We start from the raw sequence: 19578 nt of genomic DNA on the forward strand, positions 1-19578 counted from the left end.
GCAGCCCCATGACGGCGGCCCCGGTGCTCGGCACCGAGCTGTTCACCGAGGTGCACGACCGGCACTTCGCGGCCATCTACCGGTACGTCGCCGGCCGGCTCGGCGCCCAGGCGGCGGAGGACGTCGCCGCCGAGACGTTCCTCGTCGCCTTCGACCGCCGGACGATGTTCGACGCCACCCGCGGCGACCTGCGGGCCTGGCTCTTCGGCATCGCGACGAACCTCGTGTCCCGGCACCGCCGCAAGGAGGCCCGGCACTACCGGGCGCTCTCACGGCTCGAGTCGCCCCGGCCCGCCGAGGGCCACGAAAACCGCGTCCTCGACGCCGGTCGACTGGGAAAAGCGTTGTCGCGGTTGTCTTCGGGTGAGCGTGACGTGCTGCTGCTCGTGGCCATGGCCGACCTCGGCTACGCGGAAGTCGCTCAGGCCCTCGGCATCTCCCCGGGCACGGTCGGCTCCCGGCTGACGCGTGCCCGCAAGAAGCTCACCCCCGTTCTCGCCCAGGAGGCCCGTGATGAATGACCTGCAGACGCTGCGCGCGGCACTGACCCCCGACGAGCCCACTCAGGACGTCGTCGACCGCAGCCGGCACCGGCTGCAGAACCACATGCTCACCGGCCGCCGTCGCCGGCACGTCCGCCCGCTCGCGATCGGCACCGGACTGGTCGCCGTCGCGGCCGCGGCCGCCGTCGTGGTGGCGACCGTGCCCGGAACCCCGGCTCAGACTCCGACGCCGGCCCCGCAGGCCGCGGCGCCGGTCGCCGTCACCGGCCAGGAGGTCCTGCTCGCAGCGGCCACCGTGGCCGCGAAGGCACCGGCGGGCACGGGCAAGTACTGGCACCTCAAGATCGCCGAGTCGGAGACCTACGAGTACTGGACCACGGCCGAGGGCCACCAGTGGTTCCGCGGCGCGAAGACCGGGGGCCGGGTCATCCGGCTGGTTGTGGACTCGCCCTTCCATCTGAGCGTCGTCGAGGTGACCCTCGACCAGCTCCTGGCGTTGCCCACCGAACCGGCGGCGTTGCGGGACTGGATCTCGAACGCGCTGGAGCGCAGCGAAGTCCGGACGAGTGCGGGCCCCATGAGCTCGAGCGAGCGGCAGGAGCTGCTGCCCCAGGCCCTGGTTTCGCTGGTGTCCACCCTGCCGGCGCCCCCGGCGGTCCGCGCGGCGGCGTTCCGGGCGATCGCAGCGTACCCGGGGGTGCGCGCGCTCGGCGCGGTCCCGGGCGGCCAAGGCCTGCTGCTGCCGGGGAACGAGCGGCTCGTCGTCGACCCGGCGACCGGCCGGGTGAACCGGACATCGATGTACGTGACTCCGGACGGCGCGGTGATGAGCGGCACCAAGGACACGGAAACCATCACGGTCGGTGCCGAGTGGACGAACAGCCTGCCGCAGTGAACCGTCCGGTGGCCGGGCAGTGGGGTAGCCCGGCCACCGGCGTCAGGCCTTGACCGCCTCGGCCAGCGCGAGCACCCGGCGCGCGTTGTCGACGTGCAGGTTCTCGATCATCCGACCGTCCACAGTGACCACGCCGCTGCCGGCCTTCTCGAACGCCTCGATGATCCGGCGCGACCGGTCGATCTCCTCTTCGGACGGCGCGAAGATCCGGTTGCACGGCTCGACCTGGCCGGGGTGGATGAGCGTCTTGCCGTCGAAGCCGTACTGGCGGCCCTGGACGCACTCCTCTTCGAACCCGGAAAGGTCCTTCACGTCGTTGTAGACGCCGTCGAGGATCACCTTGCCGGTCGCGCGCGCGGCCAGCAGGCACAGCGAAAGCCCGCCCAGCAGCGGGCCGCGGCCCGGGACGAACTCCGCGTGCAGCTCCTTGGCGAGGTCGTTCGTGCCCATCACCAGCACGGTCAGCCGCTCGGACGCCGCCGCGATCTCCTCGGCGTGCAGCATCGCGACCGGCGTCTCGACCATCGCCCAGATCTTCGTGTGGTCCGGGGCGCCGCCCAGCTCCAGCGCGCGCTCGATGTTGTGCACCTCGGCCGCCGAGTTCACCTTCGGCACGACCACCGCGGCCGGGCCGGCCGACGCGGCCGCGCGCAGGTCGGCGTCGTGCCACTCGGTGTCCAGGCCGTTGACGCGGATCGTCACCTCGCGGTCGCCGTAGTCGCCCGACGACGCGGCCACGCAGACGCGTTCGCGGGCGGCCTCCTTGGCGTCCGGCGCGACGGCGTCCTCGAGGTCGAGGATCAGCGCGTCGGCCGGGATGGTCTTGGCCTTCTCCAGCGCGCGCTCGTTGGCGCCGGGCATGTAGAGAACAGAGCGTCTCGGCTTCAGCTCGGTCATCCGAGAACCTCCTTGGTGGCGGCGTCGTAGGCGGCCGCGAGCTCGGGGTCGTCCGCCGCGAGGGCGTCGGCCAGTTCGGCGACCACGCGGCACTGCTTCACCGACGCGTCGTCCTGCATCTTCCCGTCGATCATCACCGCGCCGGTGCCGTCGCCCATCTCGGCGATCACCTTGCGCGCCCAGGCCACATCGGACGGCGCGGGCGAGAACACCTTCTTCGCGATGTCGATCTGCACGGGGTGCAGGCTCCACGCGCCCACACAACCCAGCAGGAACGCGTTCCGGAACTGGTCCTCGCACGCGACGACGTCGCGGATGTCCCCGAACGGCCCGTAGTACGGCAGGATCCCGTGCATCGCGCAGGCGTCGACCATCCGCGCCACCGTGTAGTGCCAGAGGTCCTGCTGGTAGGTCGTCCGGCCTTCGATCAGGTCGTCGCCGGTCGGGTCGGTGCGCACCAGGTAGCCGGGGTGGCCGCCGCCGACGCGGGTGGTCTTCATCCGGCGGCTCGCGGCCAGGTCGGCCGGGCCGAGCGAGATGCCCTGCATCCGCGGGCTCGCGCCGGCGATCTCCTCCACATTGGCCACGCCGCTCGCCGTCTCGAGGATCGCGTGCACCAGCAACGGCTTCGTCAGGCCGGCGCGCGCTTCGAGCTGGGCGAGCAGCCGGTCGACGTAGTGGATGTCCTGCGCACCCTCGACCTTCGGCACCATGATCACGTCGAGCTTGTCGCCGATCTCGGTGACGAGCGTCACCAGGTCGTCGAGCACCCACGGCGAGTCCAGGCTGTTGACCCGGGTCCACAGCTGCGTCTTCCCGAAGTCGTTCGCCTTGGCGATGGCGACGAGCCCGGCGCGCGCGGCCTCCTTGCGGTCGGCGCGCACGGCGTCCTCGAGGTTTCCCAGGAGGACGTCGACTTTCTTGGCGATGTCCGGCGCCTTGGCCGCCATCTTCTCGTTGCTCGGGTCGAAGAAGTGGATCATCCGGGACGGCGTCACCGGGATCTCCCGCACGGGGGCGGGCGCGCCCAGGGCGAGCGGGGCGAAGAAGTCCTTCGGGGAGCGCATCGGTCCTCCACGGCGACGACTAAGTGACTGGTCGGTAACTTTAGTCGCGGGCGCGCGTGAGCGCTGCGGTGCAGCTCACCGCCATGTGGGTGACGGCGGACAACCGCAGCTCAGCGGCCTGCGTCCACTGTGGATTCTTCCCGGGTTGCGCCGAACGGGCTAGTCGGGCCGGAGTGATCCACAAGTCCGGATTCGCGCCCTGGGTAATCGTTCGCGGGCGGACCGTAGTGCCACTCACCCCGCGATCACTCGGTTGGCCGCACCGTTCGACCGAAGTCCCATGACCGCCTACCGACCGGTCATCGACCGCTGGCCGCCGCCGATCGCAGCCACTCGCGCTACCCGGCGACGCCGCGCCGCCGCGCTGTTAGACAAGTGAGGTGCCGGTTTTCCCCGGTCACGAAGCAGTGCAGGTTTGAAGGAGGCGGACTCGTGGCGGCTACACCTCAGAACACCGAGCGCTCGACGGTCGCCGGTGGCGCGAAGCGCAGCCGGTCGATGCCGAGCCGAGTGGTGCCGCCGATCGAGCTCCCCGCGAGCGTCGACGAACTCGCCCGCACCGCCGCCGCCCAGCTGGGCTGGAACGGCGTCGTCCTCCCCGAGATCACGATCCTGGGCCGCAAGGTCTGCGTCGTCGCCAAGCTTCGCACCGACGTGCACGCCGAGCGCATCGCGATGGGTGCCGGCCCGGTGGCCGATCGGGCCACTGTCGACACCTGGACCTGGCCGGAGCTGGCCGGAACCGCCCCCGCCCCGGCCGCCGAGATCATCGGCGTCCTGGCCGTCGCGCGCCACTGGCGCACCGCGATGGCCTCCGCGGTTCCGTTCGCCCGCTACGGCGAGGCCGCGATGGTGCTGCCGTCGCCGGCCGTGCTGACCGAGGACTACGTCGGCAACTGCCTGCCGCGGGCCCGCGCGTACGGCCTCGCGATCGTCTCGGCCGACCCGAACGCGGTCGTCGACCTCGACCTCGAGGGCCGCACCGAGCGCGTTGTGCTGGCGGAGGACCCGGTTTCGCGGCTGGTGAACGAGGTCGTCTACGACCACCTGCTGCGCACCGCCGAAGTCCCCGCCGAACTCGACTGACGGCCTTGATCGATCCCTACTAGGGTCGGTGGCATGCGAGTCGTCATTGCTGGTGGACACGGTCAGATCGCGTTGCGGCTCGAGCGGCTGCTCGCCGCGCGCGGTGACGAAGGGGTCGGGATCATCCGGAATCCCGCCCACACGGCGGACCTCGAAGCCGCCGGCGCCCAAGCCGTCGTGCTCGACCTGGAGAGCTCCGATGTGGACACCGTCGCCGAGGCGCTGAAGGGCGCCGACGCCGCGGTATTCGCAGCGGGCGCCGGGCCGGGCAGCGGATCCGCCCGCAAGGACACTGTGGACCGTGGTGCCGCGGCCCTGTTCGCCGACGCGGCCGTGCAGGCCGGCGTGCGGCGCCACATCCAGGTCGGCTCCATGGGTGCCGACAACCCGGAGAACCCCGACGCCACCGAGGACTTCCGCGTCTACCTGCGCGCCAAGCGCGCGGCCGAGGACGACCTCAAGGCCCGCGACGTCGACTGGACGATCCTGCGGCCCGGCGCGCTGACCGACGACCCCGGCACCGGCCAAGTCCTGCTGGCCGACAAGACCGGCCGCGGCCCGATCCCGCGTGACGACGTCGCCGCGGTGCTCCTCGCGCTGCTCGACACCCCCGCGTCCACGCGCCGGACACTGGAACTGATCGCCGGCGAGACGGCGATCGACGCGGCGATCTCGGCGCTGTGAACGAGGCATCGAGGGAAATCGCCGTCTTCAGCGGAAGCGCGCACCCGGAGCTGGCCGAAGAGATCTGCAGCAATCTCGGCGTGCCGCTGCGGCCCGTCGAGATCCAGCGCTTCGCGAACGACTGCCTCGAGGTCCAGCTGCAGGCGAACTGCCGCGAGCGGGACGTCTTCATCATCCAGCCGCTGGTGAAGCCGGTGCAGGAACACCTCGTCGAACTGCTGCTGATGCTCGACGCCGCCCGCGGCGCGTCGGCGTCCCGGATCACCGCGGTGATGCCGCACTACTCGTACGCGCGCTCGGACAAGAAGGACGCTCCGCGCATCTCCATCGGCGGCCGCCTGGTCGCCGACCTGCTGGTGACGGCCGGCGCGAGCCGCGTGCTCGCGATGACGCTGCACTCGCCGCAGGTGCACGGCTTCTTCAGCGTCCCGGTCGACCACCTGCACGCACTGCAGGAGCTGGCCAAGCACTTCCGGCAGTACGACCTCTCGCGCACCACCGTCGTCTCGCCCGACCTGGGCAACGCGAAGGAGGCGTCGCACTTCGCGCGGCTGCTCGGCGTCCAGGTCGCGGCCGGCGCGAAGGAGCGTTTCCCCGACGACCGCGTCCAGATCACCTCGGTGATCGGCGAGGTCACCGGCCGCGACGTGATCGTGCTCGACGACGAGATCGCCAAGGGCAGCACGGTCCTCGAGCTGCTCGACAGGCTGGCCGAGCTGAAGCCGCGGTCGATCCGCGTCGCCTGCACCCACGGCCTGTTCGCGGCGAAGGCCATCGAGCGCATCGGCGACCGGCCGGAGGTGCTGGAGATCGTCTGCACCAACACCGTCCCGGTCCCCGAAGAGGAACGCACCGAGAAGCTGAAGATCCTCTCGATCGCGCCGGCCCTGGCCGAGGCGATCCGCCGGATCCACAACGGCGAATCGGTGTCGGCGCTTTTCTAGCCGACGGGCCCGAGCACCCGGTCCAGGTACGTGTTGGTGAACACGCCGCTCGGGTCGGTTTCCTTGCGCACGCGCAGGAAGTCGTCGAAGTGCGGGTAGCGCGAGCGGAGGACGCCGGCGTCGAGGTCGTGCATCTTGCCCCAGTGCGGGCGGCCGCCGACCGCGCCGGCGATCTTCTCGAACGCGCTGAAGTACTCGCGGTACGGCATGCCGGTGAACTGGTGTATCGCGATGTAGGCCGAGTCGCGGCCCTGCGCGGTCGAGAGCCAGATGTCGTCGGCGGCCGCGACGCGGACCTCGACCGGGAACATCACCGGGTCCTTCAGCTTGGGCACCAGGGCGCGCAGCTCGGCGAGGACGTCGTGCAGTGATTCACGTGGAACCGCGTACTCGGTCTCGGTGAACCGGACGTTCCGGGCGGTGACGAAGACGCGGTGCGAGAGGTCGCTGTACTCGCGCGCCGAGAGCATGTTCGACGCGAAGCTGTTGAGCGACGGCACGAGCCGCGGCATCAGCCGGCCCGTCCGGCAGAGGCCGCCGAACGCGACGTTCTCCATCACCTGGTAGTCGACGAACTCGCGGACCTTGCTCAGCGGCTCGGCCGTCTCGCACCGGTTGTTGCGCTTGACCAGCGCGCTCTTGCCGTAGGGGAACCAGTAGAACTCGAAGTGCTCGTTGTTCGCGGCGGAGTCGTCGAAGCCTTCGAGGACCTGCTCCAGCGGCTCCGGCCGTTCCTGCGCGCGCAGCACGAACGACGGCTCGCACTGCAGGGTCACGGTGGTGATCACGCCGAGCGCGCCGAGGCCGACGCGGGCCGCGGCGAAGAGGTCGGGGCGCTCGCCGGCCGAGCAGGTGACGACCGAGCCGTCCGCCAGGACCAGCTCGAGGGCGACGATCTGGGTGGCGATGCCGCCGAGCCGGGCGCCGGTGCCGTGCGTGCCGGTGGAGATCGCGCCGGCGATGGTCTGCGCGTCGATGTCACCGAGGTTGGTCATGGCCAGCCCGAGCGTGTCGAGTGCGGCGTTGAGCTGCTTGATCGTGGTGCCCGCGCGGACGGTGACGTGGCCGGTTTCGAGGTCGGCGCGCTCGATGCCGGTCCAGCCGCGCAGGTCGAGCGCGTCGGAGTCGGCGACGGCGATCGCGGTGAACGAGTGGCCGCTGCCCCAGGCGCGCACGGTCCGGCCGGCCGCGGCGATGCTCGCGACGGTCGCCGCGATCTCCGCCGCGCTCCGCGGCTGGTGAACGTGCTGCGGCGAGGCGGACGCCGTGCCCGCCCAGTTGGTCCACCGGGTCATGTGCGCCCCCTCCATCGGTCGAATGTCCGAGACAGTAAGTGAATAGTATTCGCGTTTCAAGCTTTGTTGTCGTACTTTAGACCTCGTGACCAGTGCGACGGTGTACGACTTGGCGACCAAGGACCTCGATCCACCCTTGGCCGTCGTCGACTTGGCTGCCTTCGACGCGAACGCCGACGACCTCCACCGACGCGCGGGCGGCAAGCCCATCCGCGTCGTGAGCAAGTCGGTCCGCTGCCGGGCGTTGTTGGAGCGCGTGCTCGCGATGCCGGGCTTCGAAGGCCTGATGTGCTACTCGCTGGCCGAGGCCATCTGGCACGTCGAGCAGGGCACGACCGACGACGTCGTCGTCGCCTACCCGACAGCCGACCACGACGCCCTCCGCCGCCTGGCCGCGTCAGAGCGTGCCCGCGCGGCGATCACGATCATGGTCGACTCGCCCGAGCACCTGGACCTGGTGGACGCCGCCCTCGGCCACGGCCACCCGGAAATCCGCGTCTGCCTCGAACTGGACGCGTCGTGGCGCCCGGTCCCGGGGCTCCACGTCGGCACCCGGCGGTCCCCGATCTTCACACCGAAGCAGGCCTCGACGTTCGCCCGCCAGATCGTGGCGCGCGCCGGCTTCCGGCTGGTCGGCGTCATGGCGTACGAAGGCCAGATCGCCGGCCTGGGCGACGCGGCCGGTCGTCGCGCGAACCAGCTGGTGATCGGCTGGATGCAACGCCGGTCAGCGGCCGAACTGGCCCGCCGCCGCGGCGCGGTGGTCCGCGCGGTCCGCGAGGTCGCGAACCTGGAGTTCGTCAACGGCGGCGGCACCGGCAGCATCGAGTCGACGGGCGCGGACGCCGTGGTCACGGAGATCGCCGCGGGCTCGGGCCTGATCGGCCCGACCCTGTTCGACGCGTACACCCGCTTCCACCCCCGCCCGGCGGCGCTGTTCGCGCTCCCGGTGGTCCGCCGCCCCACACGCAAGATCGCCACCCTGTATTCCGGCGGCTACATCGCCTCAGGGCCGACGGGCCCGTCGCGCCAGCCGAAGCCGTACCTCCCGACGGGCTTGAAGTTCCTCGGCTTCGAAGGCGCGGGAGAGGTCCAGACCCCGGTGACAGGCCGAGCCGCCCGAACCCTGCAACTGGGCGACCGGGTATGGCTGCGCCACGCGAAGGCGGGCGAGTTGGCGGAGCGCTTCACGCACTACCACCTGGTACTGGGTGACCGGGTGGAGCGCACGGTCCCGACATACCGGGGCGAGCACCAGAACTTCGGCTGAGCCACTCGGGTTCCGGGAGCCCGGGCTGCTTCGCGCGACGAACAGCCACCGGAGGTCGGGCCCTGGACGCCGCCATCCCCGCAACCGACCGCTGCGGGGTGACCGCCGAATCGTCGCCGCGACCCGACCGCCGCGACCCGACCGCCGCGACCCGACCGCCGCGACCCGACCGTTGCGAGTGACCGCCGAGCCGCGACTGCAGCGGCCTGCCGTGGGTGACCGCCAAACCGTCGCCGCATCGGACTGCCGCGGGTGACCGCCAACCGCCGCCGCGACCGGCCGCTGCGCGGGGGTGACCGCCAAGCCGCCGCTGCATCAGACTGCCGCGACCGACGGCCAAACCGTCGCCGCAACCGACAACCGCAACCAACCCTGCGGACTACCGGCGACCGGCCCCGCGACCAGCAGCAAGCCCCCACCACGTCCGTGCACACGAACACCGATTTCCCCACCGAACCGCCCCCGCCCCGGGCGTTGTCCCCAACCCCGGACGGGCGAACCAAGTCCCCGGCCAGCACCCCCGCCCGGAAAGCAGCCCCCACCACTCCCAAGGGGGGCGTCCCCACGTCCAGTCTATCGGCGCCCCCGGACGAACCCCGCCGAAAGCGGGCGAAACCCCAGGGTTGTCCACAACTGGGGAAGCCTGTGGACAACTTCTGTGGACAGCTAGGACTTCTCCCCGAACCGCGCCGCCAAGTACCCCTTCACCACGTACTTCGCCTCCGCCACGAACTTCTCGTCGCCGCTCGGCTCCTTGCGGAAGGCCAGCTTCAGGAGTGCGTCCGCGACCTCGTTGGCGATCGTGATCGCGAAGCGGAGGTCCTCCACCGGGCGGTCGACCTGGGAGGCCAGGAGGTCCGTCAGGGAGTCCACGATCACCGCGTTGTTGTCGCGGGTCTCGTCGAGCAGCTGGCGGTCGATGATGTCGCCGAAGTGGACCTTCGAGAAGCCGGGCACCGAGCGGTGCATCTCCAGGTAGATGTCGAGGATCGAGTCGACGACGTCCCACCAGTGCTCCGGGCCGAGCTGGTTGAGGCGCTCGTTGACCGCGCCGACGAACCGTTCGAGGTTCCGGGCGGTAAGCGCTTGCACGACCGCGCGCTTGTCGGGGAAGAACTGGTACAGCGAACCGACGGCGACCCCTGCTCGTTTGGCTATCAGGGTGGTCGTCAGGGCGTCGTAGCCGAGCTCGTCGATCAGCGCCGCGCTCGCGTCGAGCATCTGCTCGACCCGTTTCGCGCTGCGTTGCTGGACCGGCTGCCGGCGTAGGGGGGTCGCTTCTGCCGGCACCTTCGCGGCCTGGATGTCGGACACGGCACTCCTCCTCGTCTGATCTGGGACTTTATCGCGCCGACGGGCTTCCCCACGGACGAGTGAAGACCTAGTATATGAGAACTTTTCATGTTCACCCGTACGGGTGGCCTGACGAAGGGGTCAGCAGCCGGTGCAGAACCCGAACTTCCCGCCAGACTTCCTTTGGGGTGTTTCGACTTCGGCGTTCCAGATCGAAGGCGCCACCACCGAAGGCGGGCGCGGTCCGTCCATCTGGGACACGTTCACCGCGACGGAAGGCAAGATCGCTCGCGGTGAAGAGGCAAACGTAGCCGCCGACCACTACCACCGCTACCCCGAAGACATCGCGCTGATGGCGGAACTCGGCGTCGGTGCCTACCGGATGTCCATCGCCTGGCCCCGGATCCAGCCCGACGGGAAAGGCGCGCCCAACGCCGAGGGGCTCGGGTTCTACGACAAGCTCATCGACGCCGTGTGCGAGGCCGGCATCGCGCCCGCGGTCACGCTCTACCACTGGGACACCCCGCAGGCCGTCGAAGACGAAGGCGGCTGGCTCGCCCGGGGGACCGCTGGGCGCTTCGCCGAGTACGCCCACATCCTCGGCGAACGTTTCGCCGATCGGGTGAAGCTGTGGATCCCGTTGAACGAGCCGATGGTGATGTCCATCTTCGGTTACGCGATCGGCGAGTACGCACCCGGAAAGACCCTCCTGCTCGACGCCATCCCGACCGCGCACCACCAGAACCTCGCGCACGGCCTCGCCGTCCAGGCGCTGCGCGCGGCCGGCGCCACGAACATCGGCACGGCCAACAACCACTCGCCGATCTGGCCGGTCGAAGACAGTCTGGAGGACGACGCAGCCGCGGTGTGGCTCGACGCGCTGCTCAACCGGCTCTTCGCGGATCCCGTTCTGCTCGGCACCTACCCCGAGCAGCTCCACGAGCACCTGCCCGCCGGGTTCGCCGGCGACCTGCCGACGATCGCGCAGCCGCTCGACTTCTACGGCGTCAACTACTACGAGCCCCAAGGCGTCGCGAAGCCCAGCCCGGGCAACCCGCTGCCGTTCGACCTCCGCCCGATCGAGGGCTACCCGATGACGACCAACGACTCGCCGATCGTCCCGCACGCCCTGCGTGAGCTGCTGCTGGACTTCCACCGGCGCTACCGCGACAAGCTGCCGCCGATCCAGATCACCGAGAACGGCTGCAGCTTCGCCGACGTCGTCGCCGAGGACGGCGGCGTGCACGACCCCGAGCGGATCGACTTCCTGCACAGTCACCTCGTCGCGGTGCGCGAGGCGATGGACGCCGGAGTCGACGTCCGGGGGTACTTCTGCTGGTCCCTGATGGACAATTTCGAGTGGTCCAAGGGCTACGCGCCGCGCTTCGGCCTGGTGCACGTCGACTACGAGACCCTCCGGCGCACGCCGAAGGACTCGTTCCACTGGTACCGGAAGCTGGTGCGGGATGAGCAGTGAGACGACCGAGGCCACGGGCCTGCCCGAAGCCCTCGCCGAGCCCGTCGTGCGGGTGCGGCCCGGCTGGATGAGCCTGCTGTTCTTCGCGAACATCGCGCTCTGGCTGGGGATCTACGCGCCCATCCAGGTGCTGCTGCCGCAGCAGGCGGAGCTGCTCGACCAGGTGAACAAGGAGTTCGTGCTCGGCATCGTGATGGGTGCCGGCGCGGTCGTGGCCCTGATCGTCAACCCGGCGGTCGGGCTGCTGTCGGACCGGACGTGCTCGCGCTTCGGCCGCCGCCACCCGTGGACGGTCGTCGGCGCGGTCGTCGCCGCGGTGGGCCTGCTGGTGCTGGGGTTCGCGCCGAACGTCGCGCTGCTGATCGCCGGCTGGTGCCTGGTGCAGGCCGGGCTCAACGGCATGCTCGCCACCCTGATGTCCGCCATCGCCGACCGGGTGCCGGTCGGGCAGCGCGCGCAGGTCGGCGGGCTGGTCGGCATCGCGCAGATGCTCGGCACGGTGCTGGGCGCGGTGGTGGTCGTCGTGATGCTCGGCATCGCCGGGATCCCGCTGGCCTACGCGGTCTGCGCGGGGATCGTCCTGGTCGGGGCCGCGTTCTTCGTGCTCCGGACGCCGGACGCGCGGCTGCCGGTCGAGCACCGCCCGTCGTCGGCGGCCGGTGAGGTGCTGCGCAACCTCTGGGTCTCGCCGCGGCGGCACCCGGACTTCGCGTGGGCCTGGTCGTGCCACTTCATGATCAACCTCGGCAACGCGTTCGGGACGCTCTACTTGCTGTTCTTCCTCAAGGACGCGGTGCACTACCCGGACCCCGACACGGGACTGTTGATCATGATGGGGCTCTACGGCGTGGCGCTCGTGATCGGTGCCGTGCTCGCCGGGCACTTCTCCGACAAGTCCGGACGGCGTAAGCCGTACGTCCTTGCGGCCTCCGGTGTGATGGCGCTGGCCGCTTTGCTGCTGGTGATCTGGCAGAGCTGGCCGGTCGCGCTCGCCGCGTCGCCGCTGCTGGGCGTCGGTTTCGGTGCGTACATGGCCGTCGCGCTCGCGATGCTGACGCAGGTGCTGCCGACGGCGCAGGACCGCGCGAAGGACCTGGGCGTCATCAACATCGCGAACTCGCTGCCGCAGGTGGTCGCCCCGCTGCTGACGCCGTTGGTGCTCGCGTACCTGGGTGGCTATTCCGGGCTCTTCGCCGCTTCGGCCGTCGCGACGCTGCTGGCCGCGGTGCTGGTCCTGCGGGTGAAGGCGGTCCGTTAGCGACCGGACGCGGACGTGGAACCGCGGGCCGGTGCCGGTCGGGGGAGGGGAGTGCAACGGCACCGGCCCGCGGAATTCGGGGCCGCACGTGTGGGGCGGGCGCGCTGCGGACCAACTCCATGATCACGCTGCGCTTGATGATCAATCTAGCGGGCGATTACCGCCCGGGCTAGGGCTAACGCGTAATTTTTTCGATTAATCGCGATGGGGACCGGGAGGTTGGCCGGGGACTGGTTCGCGCTGCTCGGGGGTGCGGGCGAAACAGTCCCCGGCCAAGGCGAGAGCGGGCGCGGGTCCGATGGGGCGATCGGCCGGCCGCGCTCCCGGACCGGGGTGGATCAGGCGGTGAGCGCGCGGCGCGGGTTCACCAGGGCGTGTCGCCCGGTGGTCTCGGCCGGGGACGGGGCGGGCACCTGACGGCCCTGCGTCGGCACCGGGCTCGTGCGCCGGCCCTGCAGCCCACGGGCCGTCGAGGCCTGCTGCGGGGCGAGGCCGCCGGCCACCAGGTGCTCGTGCGCGACCTGCCAGACCGAGCACGGCGCCTTGCAGCGGTGCCACCGGGTCGAGCAGGTGGGGCAGTCGCCGCGCTCGTCGGGCTCGTGCATCTTCAGCATCGCGCGCCACGCCTCCGTGAGGCGGGGGAGTTCGGAGCGCGCGACCGAGACGAGCGACTGGGCGTCGGCGCGGTTCGCCAGGTCGGTCAGCATGTCGAGGCGCTCCCAGACCGCATTGCGGAGGACCTGCCCGAGTACCTGATCCATGATCAGCTCACCGTTACCTTTCCGCCATCTTGGCGGCTTCGTTGAGCGCGGCGCGCAGCTGTCCGAGCTGGCCGGACGTCAACCGCGCGGTCTCGCCGGGGGGCGAGACCAGTACCACCTGGTTGTCCTCGACGAAGACCGTCACCGCGCGTTCGCGCTCGATGAGGTCTCCGCACTGCACCCGCCACACGAGCTGGCCGCCTTCGTAGTGGCGGACGGCCGCGGTGCGGGGGTCCACCGCGGCGGCGGGGGTGACCGGACGGACAGGGGAGATGGGAGAGACCGCCGGCCGCACGGCACGAGTGGCCGTACCGACATGTCCCCCTGCGAACGAGTCCACGAACTCCACGCCCTTCTCCGCTCTGTCGTCCTCTTCGAAACTGCCTTCTGCGACATCGCTTCGTCTTCGCGTTGTCACAGCGCTGCGGTTTTCGTAGCTCTCCGTGATCGCAACCGGTGTCCGGGCGGTGACGGAGATCTGACAACTACAGTGAGGTGAAACCGGGTGCGATAGAAGGTCGAAATGGCGTCATAGCGGTGACCGGACTCGGTTCCACGGTAAGCGGTCAACGGACTTCGCCCGGACCGATCAGGCCGCAGTTCGCCTGGTTCACAAGGTTCGGCAGCTTTGCTTACGCTGATTCACAGACGCCCGACCGGACAGTGGAGGGGGCGCGATGGACGCCAGTAACGGTGGCAGTGCCGATGCCCGGCAGAGCCACGCCGTTCCCGCTGACGCGTGGGAGCAGCCCGAGATGAGAGCTGCGCTCGCCGCCCGTGAGATCAGCGCCGTCTACCGGCTCCTTCGCAAGCACGGTGTCTCGCAGCGCCAGATCGCCGCGATGACCGGCCAGTCCCAGTCCGAGGTGTCGGAGATCCTCAAGGGTCGCCAGGTCATGGCCTACGACGTCCTCACCAGGATCGCCGACGGCCTGGGTGTCCCGCGTGGATACATGGGCCTCGCCTACGACGAGGCCACGGCGATACGCGTCGTCGGCTCCGCCGACGGCCAGCAGGCTGAGGAGGACGAGTCCGTGAAGCGACGGAGGTTCCTCGCGCACGCCGCCCAGGTCACGATGGGTGCGGCGGTGTTCGGTCCGGAATCGGGCACGTGGTCGGCGGGACCGGCGCGAACGCCCGCTCCCGGGCGCATCGGGATGACCGACGTGCGCCAGGTGGAAGCCGCGACGCGCGCGCTGCGCGCCCTGGACTACCAGTACGGCGGCGGGTTCTGCCGCGACGCCGTCGTGGCGCAGCTGTCCTGGGGCCAGCAGATGCTGGAGTCCAACGGCACCGACCTGGTCAAGAACCGGCTCTACGTGGCGCTCGCCGATCTGCACTCGCTGGCCGGCTGGACGTCGTTCGACACCGGGCTGATGGACTCCGCCCGCGGCCACTTCGCGAACGCGCTGGACCTGGCCAAGCAGGGCGAGAACCACCCGCTGGTGGCCAACGTGCTCTACCGCATGGGCCGCGTCTACCTGCACCAGGACGCCCCGAACGACGCGCTGAAGCTGTTCCAGCTCGGCCAGATCGCCGCCCAGGAATCGGGCTCCGAGCTGGCGGTGTCCGTGCTCTGCGCGAACGAGGCCTGGGCCTACGCGATGATGGGCAACGAGGAGCAGGCGGTGAAGCTGCTCGGCCGGAGCAAGGACGAGTTCGAGCGCGCCAACCTGGCCGAAGCCGAGTCGTGGGTGAAGTTCTTCACCGAGACCGACGTCTACGCCATGGTCGGCACCGTCCACACGGTCCTCGCGCAGAAGAACGCCGAGCACACCAAGTTCGCGATCCCCGCGCTGACCAGGGCCGTCGACTCCTACGACGACGAGATGGCCCGCTCCAAGACGTTCATGTTGAGCGCGCTGGCCACCAACCACCTGCTGGACGGCGACCTCGACCACGGTTCCAAGGTCGGCGGCAAGGCCATCGACTGCGCCGAGGGCATCAAGTCCGAGCGCGTGAAGGACCGGATGCGGCCCCTGCAGGAAGAGGCCGAGCGCCGCCGCAACAACGCCGACGCCCGTGACCTCGCCGATCGCCTCCACGCTTTCTACGCCGCGTAACGCCGGAACCGTCTTGGACGGACGGTTCACCCCGGAGAAGCTGCGCGGCGTGCTGGCCGAGACCTGCACGCTGCTCGGCCTCGACCCCACCGGCGCGCGGCTGCTGCGGTTCACCAACAACGCGGTGTACGCGCTGGTCACGGCCCCGGTAGTGGTCCGGATCGTCGGCTCGACCCGGCTCCGGCACCGCGTCGGGACCGTGGTCCGCGTCGCCCGCCACTTCGAAGAGCACGGCGTCCCGGCGATCCGGCTGCTCGGCGGCGTCGAGCAGCCGATGGCGGTCGGCGAGCACCTCGTGACCGTGTGGCACCAGGTGCCGAGCATCGGCCGGCCGGCGTCCCCGGCCGACCTGGCCCGCCTGCTGAGCCAGGTGCACGCCCTCCCCGCGCCCGACGGCCTCGCCGAGTGGGCGCCGTTCGCCGCGGTGCGGGCCCGGGTGTCGGACGCCGAGGAGATCAGCGCCGCCGACCGCGCGTTCCTGCTGGACCGCTGCGCCGAGCTCGAGGCCGCGCTGGCCGGCCTGGAGTTCCCGCTGCCCCGGGGCCTGGTCCACGGCGACGCGTACCCCGGCAACGTCATCCCGGGCCCGGACGGGCCGGTGCTCTGCGACTTCGACTCGTCGTGCGTCGGGCCGCCGGAATGGGACCTGACGCCGCTCGCCGTCGGCCGTGAGCGGTTCGGGGACCCGCCGGTGCAGTACCGGACGTTCGCCGCGGCCTACGGCTTCGACGTGACGTCCTGGCCCGGTTTCGCCGTGTTGCGGGGGATCCGCGAACTGAAGCTGACGACCAGCGTGCTGCCCATCCTGCGCAGCCGGCCCCAGGTGCGGCCGGAGCTCTTCCGCCGGTTGGACGATCTCCGGCACGGCCGGACGGACGTCCGGTGGACGCGTTACCGCTGAGCGGACGTTGTCACATCATGTGACCGGCGCCACATCCTGCACGTGCATTCGACGACCTCGGATGACCGTTCGTCGCTTACGGAATGTCGTCTGCTCACGGTAGAAAGTTCTGCCCGACCGGTCACCTCCAATGGATGCCCAGTCATTCCAATGCGCAAGTTGCAGCTACACGCCGTGACGCCACGTCGGTTCTACCTGCATTGGCGCGCGTTCAAGACGCGACGACCGGTGCGCGCGTGAGCACGACGGCGAAGCCGAACGCCAATCCCATGACGGTCAGCTCGAGCGTCGCCCACGAGGCGAGCGCCGTCCGGTTGTGCCGGACGATCTGGGGCATCAGCCGCCAGCGGACGTTCGCGCCGAGCAGCGCGATCACCCCGGTGCAGGCGAGCTTGAGGATGAGCAGCTGCCCGTACGGCGTCGTGAAGATCGCCGCCCAGAACCCGATGGTCGGGTTGAGCGAGATCTCGATGAGGCCGTTGAACAGGCCGGTCGCCGCCGAGATGATCAGGCAGAGCGTCGCCAGCTTCGAGAACCGGGGCATCGCGTGCGCCAGCAGCGTCCGGTTCGCGACGAGCAGCACGGCCATCGCGCCGAGGCCGCCGGTCCAGGCGACGGCGCTCATCACGTGCAGCTCCATCGAGATCATCGTGTAGTCGTGGTAGCTCCAGTTCGACGCGTGCCCGGTGACCGGCAGCGGCAGCAGCGCGAACAGGCCGAGCCCGACGCGGACCTCGGCGGGGATCTTCTCGCCGTACCGCAGGGCGAGCGCGCCGATCCCGGCGTGCGCCAGGGCCAGCACGGCGACGATGACGAGCGCCTTCCCGGCACCGACGTTCGCGATGTAGCTGCCGATGTCGGACGCCGTGAGCGTCGAGGAGCCCGGCTTGTACTCCGCGGTCTGCAGGATCAGCGTGACGACGGCGGTCGTGGCCCAGATGAGCGCGGCCGCGACGCCGGCCGGCCGGGCCAGCCGCATGATCGGCTCGGTGAGCTTCGGCCGGTCGTACCCGACGAGCACCGACAGCAGCGCGAGCCCGATCGTCGTGACCGCGGACAGGTCGAGCAGCACGCGGACGATCGGGATGCCGGCCGAGACCACCGCGCTGGGCTCCACCACGCCGGGGACCGGGGTGCTGGCGGTGAGCGCGACGCCGATGAGGGCGCCGAGCAGCCCCGCCGTCACCATGCAGAGCAGCGTGACGTAGCGGGGCTTGGTGGTGGTCTCGGCCTGAGTCATCTTCTCAGTTCTCTTCCACGGCTTTGCCGCCCGACCGCAGCGCGACGACCAGCCCGATCGCCAGCAGGACGACCGCGCCGGCGATCCACACCCAGATCGGCACCCCGGTGGACGACGACTGCGACGTCGCCTGCGAGGAGGAGCCGCCGGGCGACTTCGCCGCGTCCACGGTCGCCGGCGTGCCGGTGCCCGCGGCGGTGAGGGTGAACGTCAGCTCGCCGGTCACCGGGTGGCCGTCCGCGGACAGCACCCGGTAGCCGATCGTGTACTTCCCGGCCGGTCCGAGCGGCCGCAGTGGCGCGCTGATGACGTTGTTCACCACGCTGATCGGTCCCTCGGCCCACTGGCCGCCGCCGGGTCCGGTCACCGCGATCTGGTTGACGTCCGCGCCCTGCACGTACTGGTCGAACGTCAGGCTGACCTTCTGCGGCCCGGCGGCGACGGACGAGCCGTTCGCCGGGTCCGCGGAGATCAGCACGTTGTGCGCCAGCGCCGGGGTGGCCGTGCCGAGCACGGCCACCACCGTCAACGCCAGCGCCACGAGGGCTTTCCGCATTTAGCTGGCGCCTCCCGGCTTCGCTGTGGCCTTGCGGGCCCGGATCGTCGCGCCGGCCCCGACACCGAGACCGATCGCGCCCACGAGCAGGCCGGCCCCGCCGAGCCAGCGCGCGGTGCTGTCCGACGTCGACGACGCCGCGGCTTCAGTGTGCTCGCCGGTGGTCGCCGCGGTGTTCGCGCCCATGCCGGCGTGCTCGTCGCCGTCGGCGGCCTTCGCGGCCAGCTTGACGGCCGGCGCCGGGTGCTCCGGCTCTTCGCCACCGGCCGGGGTCGGCTGGTTCCAGTCGACGACCTTGCCGTCGCTGTAGGTCTGGTGGGCCGGGAACTCGACCTCGTCCACGTTGGACGGCAGCGGGCCGAAGCTGACCTCGAACTCCTGGTAGTTGGTGGACTTGAGCTCGCTGCCCGGTGCCGCGGTCCACGTCACCGCGGTGACGGCCTCGGTGATCTGCGTGCCGTTGTCCTTGGTGATCGGGGCCGGCAGCTTCGACTTGGTGACTTCGGCGGTCCAGCCGGGGATCGGCTTGGTCCGCACGCTGCCGATGCCGTAGTCCGCCTTGAAGTCCACGGCGACCTTGGTGGTCATCGTGGTCGGCTCTTCGCTCGGCACGCGGAACACGATCGCCGCGTAACCGCCCTTCGTCGGCTGGGCGCCGTAGACGTTGGCGGTGACGTGCGCGGAGGCGACGCCGGTGCCGAGGAGGCCGGCGACACCGATGGTGGCGGCGAGGAAACCGGCGCGCTTGAAGACGTGCTGGGACATGCGTTCACTCCTGATGAACTCAAAAGGGGACAGCGAACTCGGGGGTTCGCTGGTGCGGGGGAAGAAGCTCGGTTCAGGAGTGGGCGGGCGGGCCGCGCCGCCCGTGGATCCGGCGCAGGTCGACGCCGACGAGGTGGCTCGGCGCCGCGGTGCGGGCCGGGACGAGCGAGGCGGCCGCGACCGGCACCGGCAGCGGGCCGAGCAGCCGCGGCAGGATCGCGCGCAACGCGGCCAGCAGGGCGACCAGCGTCTCGTCCGCGCGAGCGAGCAGCAGCGCCGTGACCACGGTCGCGACGGCGTGCGCGGCGACCATGCCGAGGCTCTCGGTGCCCGGCATGGCGTACATGTCGTGGTGCCCGGCGAGCGTCGTGAGCAGCAGGTGCATCACGAGCTGGGCCGCGCCCAGCAGGCCGATGGTGGCGAGCGGGCCGCGGGCCTTGCGGGCCAGCGCGGTCGCCGTCCAGCCGAACAGGCCGCTGAGCAGCACGGTCATCGCCGGATCCGGCAGCCCGCCGTCGGCGAGCCGGTGCGCGGTGACGGTGAGCGCACCCGCGGTCACCGCGAGCAACACGCCGCGAGTAGCACCCAGCACGGCGGGACGCCGTCCTGAAGTGCTCATGGCG

20 protein-coding genes are annotated in these 19578 nt (G+C 70.8%); 10 read left to right on the forward strand and 10 right to left on the reverse strand.

Annotated features, from left to right (window positions below; genetic code table 11):
* The first annotated feature begins 8 nt into the window (after window positions 1-8).
* Both OG439_RS38770 and OG439_RS38775 read left to right on the forward strand, forming a co-directional pair.
* Window positions 9-521, forward strand: coding sequence for an RNA polymerase sigma factor (locus tag OG439_RS38770; protein ID WP_326945488.1), 513 nt, complete (start codon window positions 9-11; stop codon window positions 519-521).
* Window positions 514-1398 (forward strand): CU044_5270 family protein, encoded by an 885-nt coding sequence (locus tag OG439_RS38775; RefSeq protein ID WP_326945489.1) that lies wholly within the window; start codon window positions 514-516, stop codon window positions 1396-1398. Before OG439_RS38770 ends, OG439_RS38775 begins: the two co-directional genes overlap by 8 nt.
* Before the next feature lie 42 nt (window positions 1399-1440).
* On the opposite strand, the gene OG439_RS38780 is transcribed toward OG439_RS38775, so the two are convergent.
* A complete protein-coding gene (locus tag OG439_RS38780) occupies window positions 1441-2295 on the reverse strand; it encodes an HpcH/HpaI aldolase/citrate lyase family protein (protein ID WP_326945490.1) in 855 nt (284 codons plus the stop codon).
* Entirely contained in the window at window positions 2292-3362 is a 1071-nt protein-coding gene (locus OG439_RS38785; RefSeq protein WP_326945491.1) for an HpcH/HpaI aldolase/citrate lyase family protein, read from the reverse strand. The genes OG439_RS38780 and OG439_RS38785 overlap by 4 nt, the downstream gene beginning before the upstream one ends.
* Before the next feature lie 432 nt (window positions 3363-3794).
* Here OG439_RS38785 and OG439_RS38790 point away from each other — a divergent pair, with 432 nt between their 5' ends.
* The 3 genes from OG439_RS38790 to OG439_RS38800 are packed head-to-tail and all read left to right on the forward strand — an operon-like array spanning window position 3795 to window position 6076.
* Window positions 3795-4448, forward strand: a complete 654-nt coding sequence (locus OG439_RS38790; RefSeq protein ID WP_247059735.1) for a hypothetical protein — start codon at window positions 3795-3797, stop codon at window positions 4446-4448.
* 33 nt (window positions 4449-4481) lie between these two features.
* A complete protein-coding gene (locus tag OG439_RS38795; protein WP_326945492.1) occupies window positions 4482-5132 on the forward strand; it encodes an NAD(P)H-binding protein in 651 nt (216 codons plus the stop codon).
* Window positions 5129-6076 carry a ribose-phosphate diphosphokinase gene (locus tag OG439_RS38800; RefSeq protein WP_247059737.1) on the forward strand — a complete coding sequence of 316 codons (948 nt, stop codon included), beginning with the start codon at window positions 5129-5131 and terminating at the stop codon, window positions 6074-6076. The genes OG439_RS38795 and OG439_RS38800 overlap by 4 nt, the downstream gene beginning before the upstream one ends.
* Here OG439_RS38800 and OG439_RS38805 read toward each other — a convergent pair.
* Window positions 6073-7371, reverse strand: coding sequence for a D-arabinono-1,4-lactone oxidase (locus OG439_RS38805; protein WP_326945493.1), 1299 nt, complete (start codon window positions 7369-7371; stop codon window positions 6073-6075). The two genes, OG439_RS38800 and OG439_RS38805, sit on opposite strands and share 4 nt — an antisense overlap.
* An 85-nt stretch (window positions 7372-7456) precedes the next feature.
* Here OG439_RS38805 and OG439_RS38810 point away from each other — a divergent pair, with 85 nt between their 5' ends.
* The gene (locus tag OG439_RS38810; RefSeq protein WP_326945494.1) at window positions 7457-8641 is read left to right on the forward strand and encodes an amino acid deaminase/aldolase; all 1185 of its coding nucleotides are present in this window, start codon (window positions 7457-7459) and stop codon (window positions 8639-8641) included.
* Between the two features lie 666 nt (window positions 8642-9307).
* Here OG439_RS38810 and OG439_RS38815 read toward each other — a convergent pair.
* Complete coding sequence (locus OG439_RS38815; protein ID WP_247059740.1) at window positions 9308-9955, reverse strand: TetR/AcrR family transcriptional regulator; 648 nt, start codon at window positions 9953-9955, stop codon at window positions 9308-9310.
* 130 nt (window positions 9956-10085) lie between these two features.
* Between OG439_RS38815 and OG439_RS38820 the strand changes: the two genes are divergently transcribed.
* Window positions 10086-11411, forward strand: a complete 1326-nt coding sequence (locus OG439_RS38820; protein WP_326945495.1) for a GH1 family beta-glucosidase — start codon at window positions 10086-10088, stop codon at window positions 11409-11411.
* Window positions 11401-12669, forward strand: a complete 1269-nt coding sequence (locus OG439_RS38825; protein ID WP_326945496.1) for an MFS transporter — start codon at window positions 11401-11403, stop codon at window positions 12667-12669. Before OG439_RS38820 ends, OG439_RS38825 begins: the two co-directional genes overlap by 11 nt.
* 338 nt (window positions 12670-13007) lie before the next feature.
* On the opposite strand, the gene OG439_RS38830 is transcribed toward OG439_RS38825, so the two are convergent.
* The gene (locus OG439_RS38830; RefSeq protein ID WP_326945497.1) at window positions 13008-13430 is read right to left on the reverse strand and encodes a hypothetical protein; all 423 of its coding nucleotides are present in this window, start codon (window positions 13428-13430) and stop codon (window positions 13008-13010) included.
* Between the two features lie 13 nt (window positions 13431-13443).
* Window positions 13444-13779, reverse strand: a complete 336-nt coding sequence (locus tag OG439_RS38835) for a hypothetical protein (protein ID WP_247059747.1) — start codon at window positions 13777-13779, stop codon at window positions 13444-13446.
* 328 nt (window positions 13780-14107) lie between these two features.
* Between OG439_RS38835 and OG439_RS38840 the strand changes: the two genes are divergently transcribed.
* Both OG439_RS38840 and OG439_RS38845 read left to right on the forward strand, forming a co-directional pair.
* Window positions 14108-15493, forward strand: coding sequence for a helix-turn-helix transcriptional regulator (locus tag OG439_RS38840; protein WP_247059750.1), 1386 nt, complete (start codon window positions 14108-14110; stop codon window positions 15491-15493).
* A 13-nt stretch (window positions 15494-15506) separates the two neighbouring features.
* Window positions 15507-16394, forward strand: a complete 888-nt coding sequence (locus OG439_RS38845; protein WP_326945498.1) for a phosphotransferase family protein — start codon at window positions 15507-15509, stop codon at window positions 16392-16394.
* 211 nt (window positions 16395-16605) lie between these two features.
* On the opposite strand, the gene OG439_RS38850 is transcribed toward OG439_RS38845, so the two are convergent.
* The 4 genes from OG439_RS38850 to OG439_RS38865 form a co-directional block, all read right to left on the reverse strand.
* Complete coding sequence (locus OG439_RS38850; protein WP_326945499.1) at window positions 16606-17634, reverse strand: copper resistance D family protein; 1029 nt, start codon at window positions 17632-17634, stop codon at window positions 16606-16608.
* A gap of 4 nt (window positions 17635-17638) precedes the next feature.
* A complete protein-coding gene (locus OG439_RS38855; protein WP_326945500.1) occupies window positions 17639-18190 on the reverse strand; it encodes a copper resistance CopC family protein in 552 nt (183 codons plus the stop codon).
* Window positions 18191-18955: a YcnI family copper-binding membrane protein gene (locus tag OG439_RS38860; RefSeq protein ID WP_326945501.1), complete on the reverse strand. Its 765-nt coding sequence runs from the start codon at window positions 18953-18955 to the stop codon at window positions 18191-18193. It lies immediately after the preceding gene.
* 73 nt (window positions 18956-19028) lie between these two features.
* On the reverse strand, window positions 19029-19523 hold the full coding sequence (locus OG439_RS38865) for a hypothetical protein (RefSeq protein ID WP_326951725.1): 495 nt from the start codon (window positions 19521-19523) through the stop codon (window positions 19029-19031).
* Between the last annotated feature and the right edge of the window lie 55 nt (window positions 19524-19578).

It is taken from the genome of Amycolatopsis sp. NBC_01307 (assembly GCF_035975215.1).
In the GTDB taxonomy this organism is placed as follows: Bacteria; Actinomycetota; Actinomycetes; order Mycobacteriales; family Pseudonocardiaceae; genus Amycolatopsis.

What these genes read in the sequence shown, in the direction of transcription:
- OG439_RS38770 (WP_326945488.1), top strand. Translation starts at nt 9, where the DNA reads ATGACGGCGGCCCCGGTGCTCGGCACCGAGCTGTTCACCGAGGTGCAC.
- OG439_RS38775 (WP_326945489.1), top strand. Translation starts at nt 514, where the DNA reads ATGAATGACCTGCAGACGCTGCGCGCGGCACTGACCCCCGACGAGCCC.
- OG439_RS38780 (WP_326945490.1), bottom strand. Translation starts at nt 2,295, where the DNA reads ATGACCGAGCTGAAGCCGAGACGCTCTGTTCTCTACATGCCCGGCGCC.
- OG439_RS38785 (WP_326945491.1), bottom strand. Translation starts at nt 3,362, where the DNA reads ATGCGCTCCCCGAAGGACTTCTTCGCCCCGCTCGCCCTGGGCGCGCCC.
- OG439_RS38795 (WP_326945492.1), top strand. Translation starts at nt 4,482, where the DNA reads ATGCGAGTCGTCATTGCTGGTGGACACGGTCAGATCGCGTTGCGGCTC.
- OG439_RS38805 (WP_326945493.1), bottom strand. Translation starts at nt 7,371, where the DNA reads ATGACCCGGTGGACCAACTGGGCGGGCACGGCGTCCGCCTCGCCGCAG.
- OG439_RS38825 (WP_326945496.1), top strand. Translation starts at nt 11,401, where the DNA reads ATGAGCAGTGAGACGACCGAGGCCACGGGCCTGCCCGAAGCCCTCGCC.
- OG439_RS38830 (WP_326945497.1), bottom strand. Translation starts at nt 13,430, where the DNA reads ATGGATCAGGTACTCGGGCAGGTCCTCCGCAATGCGGTCTGGGAGCGC.
- OG439_RS38840 (WP_247059750.1), top strand. Translation starts at nt 14,108, where the DNA reads ATGGACGCCAGTAACGGTGGCAGTGCCGATGCCCGGCAGAGCCACGCC.
- OG439_RS38850 (WP_326945499.1), bottom strand. Translation starts at nt 17,634, where the DNA reads ATGACTCAGGCCGAGACCACCACCAAGCCCCGCTACGTCACGCTGCTC.
- OG439_RS38855 (WP_326945500.1), bottom strand. Translation starts at nt 18,190, where the DNA reads ATGCGGAAAGCCCTCGTGGCGCTGGCGTTGACGGTGGTGGCCGTGCTC.
- OG439_RS38860 (WP_326945501.1), bottom strand. Translation starts at nt 18,955, where the DNA reads ATGTCCCAGCACGTCTTCAAGCGCGCCGGTTTCCTCGCCGCCACCATC.